13 protein-coding genes and 1 rRNA gene are annotated in these 14,229 nt (G+C 41.7%); 3 read left to right on the top strand and 11 right to left on the bottom strand.

Annotated features, from left to right (window positions below):
• Positions 1-128: 128 nt before the first annotated feature.
• The 3 genes from clpB to rluD form a co-directional block, all read right to left on the bottom strand.
• A complete protein-coding gene (gene clpB, locus DFP75_RS18195; protein ID WP_110577464.1) occupies positions 129-2,714 on the bottom strand; it encodes an ATP-dependent chaperone ClpB in 2,586 nt (861 codons plus the stop codon).
• 124 nt (positions 2,715-2,838) lie between these two features.
• On the bottom strand, positions 2,839-3,585 hold the full coding sequence (gene pgeF, locus DFP75_RS18190) for a peptidoglycan editing factor PgeF (protein ID WP_110577463.1): 747 nt from the start codon (positions 3,583-3,585) through the stop codon (positions 2,839-2,841).
• 66 nt (positions 3,586-3,651) lie between these two features.
• Complete coding sequence (rluD, locus tag DFP75_RS18185) at positions 3,652-4,635, bottom strand: 23S rRNA pseudouridine(1911/1915/1917) synthase RluD (RefSeq protein ID WP_110577462.1); 984 nt, start codon at positions 4,633-4,635, stop codon at positions 3,652-3,654.
• Between the two features lie 159 nt (positions 4,636-4,794).
• On the opposite strand from rluD, the gene DFP75_RS18180 reads away from it, so the two are divergent.
• On the top strand, positions 4,795-5,637 hold the full coding sequence (locus DFP75_RS18180; RefSeq protein ID WP_110577461.1) for an outer membrane protein assembly factor BamD: 843 nt from the start codon (positions 4,795-4,797) through the stop codon (positions 5,635-5,637).
• Between the two features lie 13 nt (positions 5,638-5,650).
• Here the strand turns inward: DFP75_RS18180 and DFP75_RS18175 are convergent, their stop codons facing one another.
• Positions 5,651-6,316, bottom strand: a complete 666-nt coding sequence (locus DFP75_RS18175; RefSeq protein WP_110577460.1) for a glutathione S-transferase — start codon at positions 6,314-6,316, stop codon at positions 5,651-5,653.
• A 120-nt stretch (positions 6,317-6,436) separates the two neighbouring features.
• Positions 6,437-6,649: a cold-shock protein gene (locus tag DFP75_RS18170; RefSeq protein ID WP_110577459.1), complete on the bottom strand. Its 213-nt coding sequence runs from the start codon at positions 6,647-6,649 to the stop codon at positions 6,437-6,439.
• Positions 6,650-7,088: 439 nt separating this feature from the next.
• On the opposite strand from DFP75_RS18170, the gene DFP75_RS18165 reads away from it, so the two are divergent.
• Both DFP75_RS18165 and DFP75_RS18160 read left to right on the top strand, forming a co-directional pair.
• The gene (locus tag DFP75_RS18165; protein WP_110577458.1) at positions 7,089-8,300 is read left to right on the top strand and encodes an ammonium transporter; all 1,212 of its coding nucleotides are present in this window, start codon (positions 7,089-7,091) and stop codon (positions 8,298-8,300) included.
• Between the two features lie 144 nt (positions 8,301-8,444).
• On the top strand, positions 8,445-8,903 hold the full coding sequence (locus DFP75_RS18160) for a tRNA-uridine aminocarboxypropyltransferase (RefSeq protein ID WP_110577457.1): 459 nt from the start codon (positions 8,445-8,447) through the stop codon (positions 8,901-8,903).
• On the opposite strand, the gene DFP75_RS18155 is transcribed toward DFP75_RS18160, so the two are convergent.
• The 6 genes from DFP75_RS18155 to rrf all read right to left on the bottom strand — a co-directional run.
• Positions 8,893-9,600, bottom strand: a complete 708-nt coding sequence (locus DFP75_RS18155; protein ID WP_110577456.1) for a fumarylacetoacetate hydrolase family protein — start codon at positions 9,598-9,600, stop codon at positions 8,893-8,895. The two genes, DFP75_RS18160 and DFP75_RS18155, sit on opposite strands and share 11 nt — an antisense overlap.
• Positions 9,601-9,631: 31 nt before the next feature.
• Positions 9,632-10,270, bottom strand: a complete 639-nt coding sequence (locus tag DFP75_RS18150; RefSeq protein WP_110577455.1) for a cupin domain-containing protein — start codon at positions 10,268-10,270, stop codon at positions 9,632-9,634.
• Between the two features lie 253 nt (positions 10,271-10,523).
• Positions 10,524-11,426: a porin gene (locus tag DFP75_RS18145; protein WP_110577454.1), complete on the bottom strand. Its 903-nt coding sequence runs from the start codon at positions 11,424-11,426 to the stop codon at positions 10,524-10,526.
• A gap of 686 nt (positions 11,427-12,112) precedes the next feature.
• Complete coding sequence (locus DFP75_RS18140; RefSeq protein WP_110577453.1) at positions 12,113-12,658, bottom strand: DUF2058 domain-containing protein; 546 nt, start codon at positions 12,656-12,658, stop codon at positions 12,113-12,115.
• A 148-nt stretch (positions 12,659-12,806) separates the two neighbouring features.
• On the bottom strand, positions 12,807-13,016 hold the full coding sequence (locus tag DFP75_RS18135; protein ID WP_024024079.1) for a cold-shock protein: 210 nt from the start codon (positions 13,014-13,016) through the stop codon (positions 12,807-12,809).
• A gap of 1,122 nt (positions 13,017-14,138) precedes the next feature.
• A 5S ribosomal RNA gene (gene rrf, locus DFP75_RS18130) occupies positions 14,139-14,229 on the bottom strand; the annotation flags it as partial.

Genomic DNA, 14,229 nt, shown 5'->3' with positions numbered 1-14,229 from the left:
GCATTGCTGAGCTAATGTGATTTTTAAAGCACGACTGTACTTTGACATAAAAAGAACCCCCAATGTTGGTTGTCCAACTATTGGGGGTCACTTCATGCCTCAGCGGGATTTTTCATTTCAGAGATCTGTTAATTCGCTTTTGAAAAACCAATAAGACCATCATTAGATAATCCAGCAACAATACTATCACCCACTACAAAATTCCCAGATAACAATTCATTAGCCAATGGATTTTCTATCAATTTCTGTATTGCCCGCTTTAATGGCCTAGCGCCATAAACTGGGTCGTATCCAACCTCAGCAAGCTGATCTGCTGCAGCATCAGTAAGAGTCAAAGACATCCCCATCTCAGCCAATCTCTCATTAAGATGAGCAAGCTGCACTGTCGCAATACCTTTGATTTGAGATCTCATCAGAGGATGGAAGACGACAGTTTCATCAATACGGTTAATAAACTCTGGACGGAAGTGCATTCCTACTACCTCCATTACTTTCGCTTTAATCTCATCGTATTGGTCAGCCGACTGATATTCCTGAATTAAATCCGACCCAAGGTTAGAGGTCATGACAATCACCGTATTTCTAAAATCAACAGTGCGCCCCTGTCCATCAGTTAGTCGTCCATCATCCAATACCTGCAATAGAATATTAAAAACATCTGGATGAGCTTTCTCGACCTCGTCAAGTAGCAACACAGAGTACGGGCGACGTCTCACAGCTTCTGTAAGATAACCACCCTCCTCGTAACCTACATAACCTGGAGGCGCTCCTATCAAGCGTGCGACCGAATGCTTCTCCATAAACTCTGACATATCGATCCGAACCATCGCCTGTTCGGTATCAAAAAGGAATTTCGCAAGGGATTTACATAATTCCGTTTTACCAACACCTGTCGGCCCCAGGAACAAAAACGAGCCGTTTGGACGATTCGGATCGGCTAGACCAGATCTTGAACGACGAACCGCATTTGAAACCGCCCGAATCGCCTCATCTTGTCCCATGACAGACTCATGCAATGCTTCTTCCATTCGCAGCAGCTTGTCACGCTCACCTTCCAACATTTTATCGACGGGGATGCCTGTCCATCTAGAAACGACCGTGGCGATCTCCTCTTCAGTCACACGCCTTTTTAGCAGCCGTGTTTCCGTTGTTTCCTCGGCCTTGCTCGCTTTTTCGATTTCAGCTTCCAACATTGGAATGACGCCATACTGAAGCTCTGACATTTTGGCTAAATTTCCGCTTCGACGGGCCTCTTCCATTTCGTGGCGTACTGACTCCAACTCCTCTTTGAGCTTTTGCGCCCCTTGAACAGCCGCTTTCTCCGCATTCCAAATTTCTTCTAAATCCGAAAATTGTTTCTGCAGGTTATCTATTTCTACACTCAATTCCTCTAATCGTAATTTGGAGGCTTTGTCTTTCTCTTTCTTCAAAGCCTCTTTTTCAATTTTCAACTGAATTAGACGACGCTCCAAACGATCCATATCCTCTGGTTTTGAATCCATCTCCATACGAATACGACTGCCCGCTTCATCAATAAGGTCAATTGCCTTATCCGGCAACTGTCGATCCGTTATGTAACGCTGCGAGAGCTTCGCTGCAGCGATAATCGCGGAGTCAGTGATGTCTACGCCATGGTGAACCTCATAACGCTCCTTTAAGCCCCGCAAAATAGCGATAGAATCCAACACACTCGGTTCTTCTACCAATACTTTCTGGAAACGTCTTTCCAATGCCGCATCTTTCTCAATAAACTGACGATATTCATTCAACGTCGTGGCACCAACACAGTGTAACTCACCACGGGCAAGCGCAGGTTTAAGCATATTACCTGCGTCCATTGAGCCCTCAGATTTACCCGCCCCCACCATGGTGTGAATTTCGTCAATAAATAAGATCACCTGCCCTTCTTGCTTCGCCAGTTCATTCAACAAAGCTTTTAGGCGTTCTTCAAACTCACCACGATATTTAGCCCCAGCAATTAACGCCGCCATATCAAGAGACAAAACACGCTTATTCTTTAAACCTTCCGGCACCTCACCATTAATAATTCGTTGCGCCAAACCTTCAACAATAGCGGTCTTACCAACACCTGGCTCACCAATTAAGACAGGGTTATTTTTACGTCGACGCTGTAGCACCTGAACCGTACGGCGAATTTCATCATCACGCCCAATGACTGGATCCAGCTTACCTTCGGCCGCTCTCGCTGTAAGATCAACTGTATATTTATCTAACGCTTGTCGATTTTCTTCTGCATCAGGATCATTCACCGAATCGCCACCTCGAATACCATCAATAACAACGGCAATATCGGATTTAGTAACGCCACTGGCCTTTAGGCTTTTGGCAAGATCGTCCTTGCCATCAAACATTGCCATCAAAACCAATTCGGAAGAGATATATTGGTCTTTTCGTTTCTGCGCTTCTTTATCAGCAAGGTTAAGCAATCGCCCCAACTCTGGGGACATCTGCACATTGCCATCATGGTCATTCACTTTAGGAAGACGGGATAAAAGCTCATTCAAACTTTCACGAAATTTAGCAACGGGAATACCAGCTTGCTGAAGAATCGGGCGCGTACTACCGCCCTGCTGATCAAGCAAAGCCATCATTAAATGAAGTGGTTCGATATAGGAATGATCTTGTCCAAGCGCAATCGATTGAGCATCGGAAAGCGCTAACTGTAATTTACTGGTTAAACGATCTATACGCATAATCTGACATCCTTTATAAACATAAGATGAAATATTCAATTACGATCTTAATAATCCCGAAAACCAGCTTTTCAAGATGATAGGTGTCATTTTTTTGACACTGGTCACATTAATTGAAAATATCTTATTCTTTTAGCCAAATAACAGAGGCCATTCGCCCAGTCATTCCTTCTCGACGATAAGAAAAAAAGCGCTCACTGTCTGTAAAAGTACAATAGTCACCGCCGTATATTTGCTTAACACCTGCAGATAATAGACGCTGTCGAGCTAGCAGATACAAGTCGGCAAACCACTTTCCCGCTCGCATAGAAGAGCCAAATGCTAATTCAGCCTGAGGATCAACCGACATAAAAGCCTCTTTCACCTCATCACCTACTTCAAATGCACTCGGCCCAATAGACGGCCCCAACCAAGCAATCACATCGTCTTTCTCATCAAATTGAGCCAATGTCGATTCCAAAACACCTGAACACAATCCACGCCAGCCTGCATGCGCGACGGCCACTTGAGTTCCTGACAGATTACAAAAAAACACAGGCAAACAATCAGCGGTGAGCACAGCACAAACTTGATTAACAGTCCGAGAAGTTGCGGCATCGGCACTTTTTAGAGGTAGACCACATGGCAACTGAACAACCTCTGTACCATGAACTTGATTTAGCCAAACCGCAGTGTCCGGCATATCAATATATGAAGCAAACAATTGTCGATTTTGCTTAACCGCTGCAGGATCATCATCTACATGCAAGCCCAAGTTAAGCCCATCAAAAGGTGGATTACTAACACCACCAACACGTGTCGACACATAAGCACAAACTGACGCAGGCGCAGGCCAAGTTGGCAAAATATATGAAGAAAATTGAGAAGCCATCAAATCCCTCGCAAGCAAATAACAAAAAGGCAGCTCGAAGCTGCCTTTAGAGAATACATCATTCTATTAAAAATACTCAGAATCGTTACTGCCTGATTCCACCATATCTTTCTTTAACGCCTCTAGCAATTTTTGCATATCTTCAGGCAAATCAATTTCCCATTGCATCCATTCCCCTGTAATAGGATGGGAAAGCTCTAGCTTTTTCGCATGCAGAGCTTGGCGGCGGAAATGACGTAGCTCATCCTGCAATTCTGGAGAGCAAGCTTTTGGCATTTTTAAACGGCCACCATATTGAGGGTCTCCCACCAATGGATATTGAATAAACGCCATATGAACTCGAATTTGATGAGTTCGTCCTGTTTCAAGCTTTAAGCGGATATGTGTGTGATTTTTAAAGCGTTCAACCAAACGGTAATGCGTTACAGCATCTTTCCCATTTACAGGCTCTACCGCTTGCTTTTGGCGATTATGTGGATGGCGACCAATAGGCTCATCTACAACACCACCACCAGTCATCACACCAATAGAAATCGCTTCATACTCTCGGCCCATACTGCGCTCTTGCAATTGAGCAACTAGGTCCGTTTGAGCCGCCAGTGTTTTTGCAACCACCATCAAGCCCGTTGTTTCTTTGTCTAAACGGTGCACAATACCAGCTCGAGGAATGTGCGCTGTTTCAGGGGCGTGATGAAGAATAGCGTTCATCAAGGTGCCATCTCTGTTACCGACAGCAGGGTGTACCACCAAACCAGCAGGCTTATTAACGATCATAATATCATCGTCTTCATAGACAATATCAAGATCCATCTCTTGGGCTTCATGGTCCTCTTGAGCCTCAATAACAATATCCAGAGACACCGTTTCACCACCAAACAACTTCTCTTTAGGCTTCGTGATTTTTCCGTCAACTTTTAAAACCCCTTCCTTAATCCATGACTGGATACGAGAACGGGAATAATCGCTAAACAATTCTGTTGCAATTTGATCAAACCGACTTCCTCCCAAATCGAAAGGAACTAAGGCTTCTTTTACTATTCGCTCTGCCATACAATGTACTTTAATCTGTTGTTATCAGCCCAATAAACTTATCATTGGGCTAAATGTGAAAAAACGTGTAGCGCCTTGCTCTTCTTCATCTTTCGCAGTATAACGCTACAAAATGCCGATTGAGGCCAATCTACTACCATATCAAGGTTTTGATTATACATGGGATTTCATCACTCGTTGCTCCGATTCTCTGGAATAGTTAGTTTTTCTTTATTCATTGCTGCCTGTTCAAGTACTCAAGTACAGGAACCAGACTTGCCTGAACGCGTTTATTACGACAAAGCGCAACAAGCATTGGAAGACAACCTTCCGTCCACGGCGATAAAACATCTGAAAGACTTAGACTCACGTTACCCATTTGGCGAATTCAGTACTCGTGCAGAACTGGACTTGATCTATGCCCAAATGGAAGCAGGCGATTTCATTGCTGCGCACTCTACTACCGAGCGTTTCATCAAAAATCACCCCGAACATGATTCTATCGATTACGCGTACTACATGCGCGCTCTGTCCACCTACAAAGGCGCTGAAACCTTTATGTCTCGCTACTTGGATTTAGACCCAAGCGAAAGAGACTCAAAAGAATTATCCAAAGCCTTTAATGAACTTGCAGACTTCACATCACGCTTTCCAAACAGCCAGTATGCGCCAGATGCAAAAGCCCGCATGTTGCATTTACGTGAAATGATTTCGCGACATGAACTGAAAGTAGCGAATTACTATTTAAAAAGAAAGGCACCTCTTTCTGCATTACGTAGAAGCCAAGAAGTGATTTTACACTATCCTAGCACCCGATCTGTCGAAGAAGCACTTGCTATCAGTATTCAGTCTTATATGGACTTAGAGCAAACGGATTTAGCAAATACGAATTTAGCTGTATTAAAACAAAACTTTCCTGAATCCAAGTATCTAGATGAAGAAGGTAAATTCATTCAGCTTGAACTACCAAGTGACGCAGATCCTAGTTTTCTATATTGGATAACGTTTGGCTTAATCGGCTAGACAATAATCTAGGCTATTGACTGGGTGGGAACACAACTTCTTCCTGCCCGATCTCCCAAGTAGAATACTTTTTCATCACAATATCTTTAAAGAGTGATGAGTCTAAAAACCTTGCTAGCCATAACTTAAGATGATGATAAGGTGATTCATCAAAACGCTTTTGATCTACACCTGCAAATTGGCGAACAAAAGGGAATACTGCAATATCAGCAACACTCACATTTTCACCAAATAAGTAAGTCTTATTCGCCAAACGCTGATTCAAGCGCTTCAAGAACACTTCACCTTTTTCATAATAGTAGTTTTGACTGTATTCAGGATGACGATCGGCATATTTATAGCGATCAAGCCATATCTTAAAAATATGATCATTGTATCGAACCCACGCCATCATGTTGTTTTTTTTCGTCGATTCATTCGGCCATATACGCTCTATATCTAGCCCATGCTCGACCCTTGATAGTGCCCAGAATATAATATCCAAGCTTTCCGGGTAACGGTTTCCTTCAGTATCAACCAGTTGAGGAACGCTAGACCTCCCCCCCAACGACAACAAAGCCTGTGGCTTACGTTTTAGATCAACTTCCCTTAAATAGACATTCACTCCCAACAGTGAAAGGGCATACCTTGCTCGAATGGCATAAGGGCAGCGCCTAAATGAGTATAAAACAGGAAACAACTCCTCCTATAAAACCTATATCTGAAATTTGAAGCGTAAAAAAGCCATGTTACCGGTACGCTAAATAATTGAAATGGAGCGCAATGGATACATGGCTTTTTAAAAATGGAACTAAATTAATTATACAATAGTTACATTTTCAGCTTGAGGACCTTTTTGACCTTGAGTCACTTCAAAAGTAACACTTTGACCTTCTTGTAAAGTACGACGACCAGTACCATTTATAGCACGAAAGTGAACAAAAACATCTGCACCGCCTTCACGCTCAATAAAACCAAACCCTTTTTCGTCATTAAACCACTTAACAATTCCTGAAACTAACTGATCTGACATAATAACCTCATTTTATGCTGCTCTTAATGAGCAATCTTTTTAACTAAATTAAAACTCTACTCGTCTTAAAAAAGACAATATCCAGCTAATTCATAAGTACATTAGTACTAATAAATATAGCCACATATTGATAATAAGTTGTTAGAAATAAAATAGGAAGCACATATAAGTCGAGATTTTGGAGGCATCACATAACTAACCTCCCTAGTCATAAAATGACGAACATTGACAGCATGCAAAATCGACAAGCACCAAAAGAGAACACTAAGAAATAAAAAGAAACGATAAAGCACCAAAGAAATGCAGTATGGAATAGAATTTGCTTAAAAAGCACTAGATGATAAAAAAACACGCCATTTTCTTTTAAAAAAGCCCTAAACAAGGGCAAAAAAAGAGAACGGGCAACCATATAAGTGCAAAAAACAATAGGAGTTACTCCGTGTCACCCATAAATAGTGCAGTCGAAATGTTGGTATCCAGCTCAAACACTCTTTTTATTCTACTTGGGGCTGTTATGGTCTTTGCTATGCATGCTGGCTTTGCTTTTCTTGAAGTAGGAACCGTACGTCACAAGAATCAAGTCAATGCTCTGGTTAAAATCATGACTGACTTTGCCATATCTGCGCTTGTCTACTTCTTTGTTGGCTATCAAATCGCTTATGGCATTACTTTTTTTGATAGTGCGGTCGTTTTATCTCAAAATAATGGATATAGCCTGGTTAAGTTCTTCTTTTTAATGACATTTGCTGCTGCAATCCCCGCTATCATCTCTGGTGGCGTTGCTGAACGAGCCAAGTTCTACCCTATGCTAATATCTTCAGCGATGATAGTTGGTGTTGTGTACCCATTCTTTGAGGGTATTGTCTGGAATGGTAACTATGGCGTTCAAGATCTATTAGAAAGCCAATTTGGAGCCCCATTTCATGATTTTGCTGGCTCCGTTGTTGTGCACGCATTTGGGGGCTGGGTCGCTCTTGCAGCAATTGTTTTACTCGGCACTCGACGTGGTCGATTCAAACAAGGAAAGCTCGTTGCCTTCGCCCCTTCCAACATACCTTTTCTTGCCCTTGGGGCTTGGATCCTTTGTATCGGCTGGTTTGGCTTTAATGTTATGTCAGCACAAACGCTGGATGGCATCAGCGGACTCGTCGCCGTAAATTCTTTAATGGCGATGGTGGGTGGTATCATTACCGCGATGATATTTGGCAAAAACGACCCAGGCTTCATACATAACGGCCCACTAGCCGGATTGGTGGCCATTTGTGCTGGATCAGACATAATGCACCCAATAGGGGCGCTAGCAACAGGCGCATTTGCGGGTGCTATATTTACCTTGCTGTTTACCTATGTTCAACAAAACTTCAAGAATACAGACGATGTACTCGGTGTATGGCCATTACACGGAGTTTGTGGTGCATGGGGAGGTATTGCAGCGGGTATATTTGGCGCTGAATCATTTGGCGGTCTAGGTGGTGTTAGCTTTATCTCACAGCTCATTGGAAGCTTGGCAGGTATTGCTGTAGCCAGCCTAGGTGGCTTTGCTGTTTATGGCGCAATAAAAGCCATCAGCGGACTACGTCTAAATGAGGAAGATGAATTTAATGGCGCGGACTTATCTATTCATAAAATAGGTTCGATAGGAAAAGAGTAACCAATTTTTTCTACTCAACCAATCTTAAAGAGCCCTTCTTGTCAGTGTGCTACCTACACAAAACAAGAGGGGCTTTTTAGTGCATAATAGAGCCCGCTATGATTACAATCCCACAACAAACGTCTACCTAGGTAAAAGAGATACATGATTATTTGGCTGCTGACACACAGTGAAGAGCTCAAAAAGAAAACTGGAACAGGGAAATTAGTAGAAGAGATAATGGGGACTGATTGCAAAGTCATTATCTGGTCCCGTGTTGCGCCAAACCCAGACATAATCAACCTACCTCTGAATAATAGCTTGCTTATCTTCCCAGACAACAATATAGACTCAACACAAAGCAACCAACTCCCACTCAACATAGAGAACATTATTGTCATTGACGGCACTTGGCAGCAAGCACAAAAAATGTACAACCAGTCTCCGTATCTAAAAAAGTTTACCCACTATGAAATCAAAGACATGAAGTCCGTTTTTAGTAAACGCAGAAATCAAAAGACAACCGGTCTTTGTACAGCAGAAGTGGCGATTCACCTTTTAAACGAATACGGCCACCCATTAGCACCGGCCTTACAGAACAGATTCACAGAATTTAATCAGTAACGCGGACTCGAATTTCACCGATGGAATCAACCCAAGCTGTCATTTCATCACCAGAAATAACAGGCCCAACATTCTCAGGCGTACCTGTCATGATTAAGTCTCCAGGTCGCAACTCAAATACCTCAGACAATTTACAGATAACTTCTTCTATTGACCAAGTTAGATTGGAGATATGACTAATCTGCTTCAAATCATCATTCACCTTTAACCCAATCTCAGCATTCAATATTTTTTTAGTCAACAGATCTGTTTTCAGGAGAATTGGACTGATTGGCGCAGATTCATCAAATGATTTTCCAACCTCCCATGGACGGCCTTTCTTCTTAGCCTGCGCCTGAAGATCTCGTCGAGTCATGTCTAAGCCAACAGCGTAACCAAGAACAGCATCAGCAGCTTGCTCCAGCGTTAGGTTACGTCCTCCACGACCAATCGCCACGACTAATTCAACCTCATACTCAAACTGCTTAGAGGCCATGGGATAACGAATAGACACCGTTTCAGAAAAACCAACAGGCACAACATCAGCTGCACCTTTAGCAAAGAAAAATGGCGGATCTCTTTCAGGGTCATCGCCCATTTCTCTTGAGTGCTCAGCATAATTACGGCCGACACAGAAAACTCGGCCTACAGGGAAGCACTCATCGCTTTCAACTATCGGCAGAACCACTCTTTTTTGCTCTGGTACAATATATTTCACTAATGCCTCAATATTTTCATTAACAGACGATTTAGAAGTGCCCCGATTTTAGCCAAATAAAACAGCTCGATTCTACACTCCAATCCTTTGACAAAAATTGCGGCTCTCGCAACCACATGCCAGATGACAATAAAAGCTCACCGTAACGAGCTTGCCCTGAGATAATAAATAACTCAACCGCATCAGGTAAGTCTAATTCACCTAATAAATTGTCACCATTCTGAATCCTAACAAGCCAAACACGCTCCATACCAAATGTATACAGCGGCAAAATCTCGGATTCATTAGACGACCAGATTTTTGGGGTATTTACAGAAACTTGATTTAAGTCGGACGACTGAAACTGGTGCAGCTTGACGAGCAATAAGCACCCTTTTTCACTATGGGGCGCATGACTAGTGCCAGGGGGGTTCCTAAAATAACTACCGGCCTCGAAGTCGCCTTGCTGATCGGAAAAAACACCTGATAGCACCAATATTTCCTCACCCAAAGGATGTGGGTGTGGGCGAAAAACTGACCCTGCCTCGTACTGTACAAGGCTAGTTGCGTGACCTCGTTCAGCCTCTTCTCGCGCCAAAGGCTTCCTAAACACACCCGACATGGGACTTGCTACCCAATCAAGTTTATTTGTATCGATCAATACAGCTTGGGTAAAGTCCATATTAAGCATAACAACCGCCAATCAAAGTAAAAATCCAGTGTAACGGTTTGGTCAAATAACAATCAAGTATTTGTAATGCCAAGGCTGGGCACTTTTTTACATAAAAAAGGCACTTAGTGTTTCCACCAAGTGCCAAAATGTTCCAACAATCGCCTACAAGAGAAGAAATATGGAACCTTGAATGATCGTACTTAACATAAGGCTCCCACCTTATTAAAAGCTAGGGAGCCTTAGAGTAAATAAAATCTTCTAAGAGAAGATCTTAGAAACCGTAGTAAACACCAACAGCTGTTTGAGTGTCTGCATCAGCAGTAGAGTTAGCTTCAATGCTAGCTACTTCACCGTAGACATAAACATTTGACGCTAGGCTGTATGTTACGCCAGCACCAAACTCGTTGTATTCATCACCAGATTCTGGAGAGATAACCTGTGCAGAAGCATAAATATCACCAGCACCGTAACCGTAACGAGCAGCTAGACCGAAAGTGTCTTCGATGTCTTTAGTCGTCTCAAATTTTGCGCTTACGTTCAAAGCTGGCATCACTTGGTAGCCAACATTCAAACCGATAGTGTTTTCATCATCAGCTTGATCATTCTCAAGAGAATCGAAACCTAGAGCAACAGTCAAAGCATCAACACTGTATTTACCTACAAGTGTAACTGCAGTGCCATCATTTGCGTTATCACTACCTTTAACTTGTGCAGAAGCTTGAAGCTCTAGACCACCAAAAGAAGGAGAGAAGTAAGCGATAGTGTCGCCTTCAGTAGTAGTAGCGTTGTTGTTAAATCCTAGGTTCTCAAACTGATCTACAGAATCTTGAATAGCATTGTTGTAGATAGAATCGAAAGAACCAACTTGTACTTTACCGAAGTTACCTTTCAAACCAACAAACGCTTGATCAAGACGAGTTGAAACAGTGTTCTTCTCATCAGCATTAGCTTCAAGCTCGTACTTGAAGAAAGCAGTCAAATCTTCATTGATTGTTGTTTCGCCCTTGAAACCAAAAGTCGAACCGTTGTCCTCAAAGTCAGAACCAGCATCGTTGTCTGTGTATGCGTATTGGATGTTACCGTAAACGTCTACTGTAGAACCTTCAGCAGCATGAACAGATACAGCAGCAAAAGCAGCGCTAGATACTGCGATAGCAATAATCGATTTTTTCATTCTCGTTTCCCTTTAAATATATAGCTTTCTTGTAGGCGCTTGAATATTGCAAGCAACAGTCAATTAATCTAAAGATTCTGCAGAAATTGACAAGTAGGCGCAGCTTGCATGCACAAACAATCCACCCTGAGTGCTCTTTATATGAAATAATTCACCAATAAAGGACTTAAGCTGAAAGAAAAACAAAATAAAAAATAAAAAAACCTTAAAAATCAAAACTTTAATTAAAAACAAAGATCAATACCGAAAACAATGTGCATATAAAAACTAAAATAAGTGAATTTTTAAACATCAAATAAGATTTTATGTGCAAAGATAAGCAGAATTTAGACAAAGCATAAGAGGAGATGATGGCAATACCTATTTCATACTCCAGTTAAATCAAAAAATGAAGGCGCTAAAATAACAACCTTTAAGACGTGGTACGCGCATAGATTACACATACAAGAGTAAAACAATCATATGAAAATTTGTTGAAATGGGGATGGGTCTTGTATGAAGGGAAATTTCCGCTGCATCCTTGCAGCTAAACTCTTCCTGAGAAGTGACAGAGCCTCCGTCCTGGAGGCATGAGTAATTCCTTTACTCTCTGTCTATCTAATAAACTATCCTGCTAATCTGAATTATGCAAGCGATAATTTACATTTTACTTAAAAAATACACACACAGTGCACGACAAAATGCAGCTACCACATTAAGTCATCAGGTATTTGAAAGTCTGCATAAGGATCATCTTCAATACTTTCTGTACGGTTATTGCACACGAGAACATAAGAAGGATCACGCTCGGTTATTTTAACCGCAACAGGCTCAGCGATAAGTTCATAATTTTCATCAAGTTTTACTATCGCTAAGCGTCCGCAACTCAAGTCATTATGAATAGATTGGGTAACATACAATTTCTTAACTTTTTTATTATCAGTGAAGTGATAAGAAATATCACCGCTCTCTCGTTTAATACGATTTTGCTCTATCATCTGTCGTATTTGCCCATGAACAGCCTTTTCTTCTATAAGTCTTTGGCGCTCTAGGTTTAACAGTCGATCTTTTTCAGCTTTCTCATCACGTTGACGCTTTAACAGCTCTTGTCGGTCATCTACTTCGGTTGCAGAGACCTTACCCTTTTTAACTTTTTGCTTATGCTGTAAAGATTCAGCCTTTAGCTTCTTTACTTTCTTTTTATCTACAAGCCCAACACCTAGCAATTGCTCTTGCAGTGATTTTGCAGCCATTCCATTTCTCCTCTTATACTAACAAGTATGCCGACTTCGCTATGAGACTTTAAAGCACCATAAACAACAAAAACAAAAAAAGCGACTTATAAAGTCGCTTTTTAGCATTCGCACTGCTGAGCAAAACCTCAGCAACGTTTACTCTTAATTATAGAGGAGTAACGTTTTGAGCTTCAGGGCCTTTTTTGCCTTGAGCTACTTGGAATTCAACTTTTTGGCCTTCAGCCAAAGTTTTGAAACCAGAAGTGTTGATTGCAGAGAAGTGAACAAAAACATCAGGACCAGAATCCTGAGTGATGAAACCGAAACCTTTAGTTTCGTTGAAAAATTTTACTGTACCAGTTACTACGTCAGACATGTCTGTTTATCCTGTAGGTTAAGTTAATTTATACGAAGATGTAAATCATCTACGTTATAGTGCTAAAAAAACTCGGTATTACTTATGACTTAACAGGACCGAACATACATGACGTATTATTCGCAACTCTGGACATAAATATTGCCAACTCTTTTAAACGAAACTGATTGTAGTCCGCTTTCAAGCGTTGGGTCAATGAAGTTTTTAAAAAAAATTACAGCACGCCATAATACAAACCTAAAATCATCACCGGATATATTTTAACTTCATGTTTTTTAAGGACATTTATAAAAAACTGACATCAAAAAAAACAAATGAAGAATAAAATATTTTTTACCAAGCCCCCAACACCCATACATTTTACGCAAATTAACACGCATTGACGTCAGTATTTTAGGTGGGATGCTCAAGCTGAATAGAAGCATAATTCTTTTTTATACCCCCATAAAACACAACTTTCCCCCTACCATTTTCACTAATATTGATACAATTAGACAAATCCATTTTGAAAATCAGTACAGTCCAAGCACACATTTTTAATGTAATTCTATTAAGTGTATTTGCTACACAAACAGCTTGTACAACAAACAAAAGTGAATCAGATAGCAAAGTAAACTACCGGACAGACTAATCTGCAAAGATTAGCCTCCATAGAATCTCACCTTCGTCAGAATAACATCAACGATCACATCTTGTACTGATGCCCACTAAAAGACACAATGCACGCTCTTTTAATATCCCGCACTGACTCCTCAAAGGATAAGACAAGCGCAAACTGGATACAGAGGGTAAGCCATTACTACGTGGCATGAGTTCAGATAGACGATTTAAGGCGTTCTCTTTTGATGACCCGCGCAGACGCGTCGGAGTATGAAACAGGCACAAACTGAGTACGAGAGGGTAAGCCATTACTACGTATCATGAATTCAGATAGACGACATAAGGCGCGCTCTTTTGATGACCCGCGCAGACGCGTCGAAGAATGAGACAGGCGCAAGCGGGGCACAAAAGAGCAAGCCATTGCTGCAGGAGTAAACCATTACTGCGTGCACGTGAAGACGGCTAACCGTAGACGAAAAAAAGCCCTGACAGCATCAGCTATCAGGGCTTTCTTAATATAAAGCTTGACGACGACCTACTCTCACATGGGATCTCCCACACTACCATCGGCGATGGCGCTTTTCACTTCTGAGTTCGGGATGGGATCAGGTGG

The organism is Marinomonas alcarazii (assembly GCF_003208215.1).
GTDB lineage: Bacteria > Pseudomonadota > Gammaproteobacteria > Pseudomonadales > Marinomonadaceae > Marinomonas > Marinomonas alcarazii.
Note: the sequence above shows the minus strand (reverse complement) of the source record. Positions and strands in the feature narration are given on the sequence as shown.

Bases quoted from the DNA above. Each gene is read 5' to 3' on its own strand.
- DFP75_RS18150 (WP_110577455.1), bottom strand. From the start codon at position 10,270: ATGCTTAATATGGACTTTACCCAAGCTGTATTGATCGATACAAATAAA.
- rluD (WP_110577462.1), bottom strand. From the start codon at position 4,635: ATGGCAGAGCGAATAGTAAAAGAAGCCTTAGTTCCTTTCGATTTGGGA.
- DFP75_RS18160 (WP_110577457.1), top strand. From the start codon at position 8,445: ATGATTATTTGGCTGCTGACACACAGTGAAGAGCTCAAAAAGAAAACT.
- DFP75_RS18135 (WP_024024079.1), bottom strand. From the start codon at position 13,016: ATGTCTGACGTAGTAACTGGTACAGTAAAATTTTTCAACGAAACTAAA.
- pgeF (WP_110577463.1), bottom strand. From the start codon at position 3,585: ATGGCTTCTCAATTTTCTTCATATATTTTGCCAACTTGGCCTGCGCCT.
- DFP75_RS18180 (WP_110577461.1), top strand. From the start codon at position 4,795: ATGGGATTTCATCACTCGTTGCTCCGATTCTCTGGAATAGTTAGTTTT.
- DFP75_RS18145 (WP_110577454.1), bottom strand. From the start codon at position 11,426: ATGAAAAAATCGATTATTGCTATCGCAGTATCTAGCGCTGCTTTTGCT.
- clpB (WP_110577464.1), bottom strand. From the start codon at position 2,714: ATGCGTATAGATCGTTTAACCAGTAAATTACAGTTAGCGCTTTCCGAT.
- DFP75_RS18170 (WP_110577459.1), bottom strand. From the start codon at position 6,649: ATGTCAGATCAGTTAGTTTCAGGAATTGTTAAGTGGTTTAATGACGAA.
- DFP75_RS18140 (WP_110577453.1), bottom strand. From the start codon at position 12,658: ATGGCTGCAAAATCACTGCAAGAGCAATTGCTAGGTGTTGGGCTTGTA.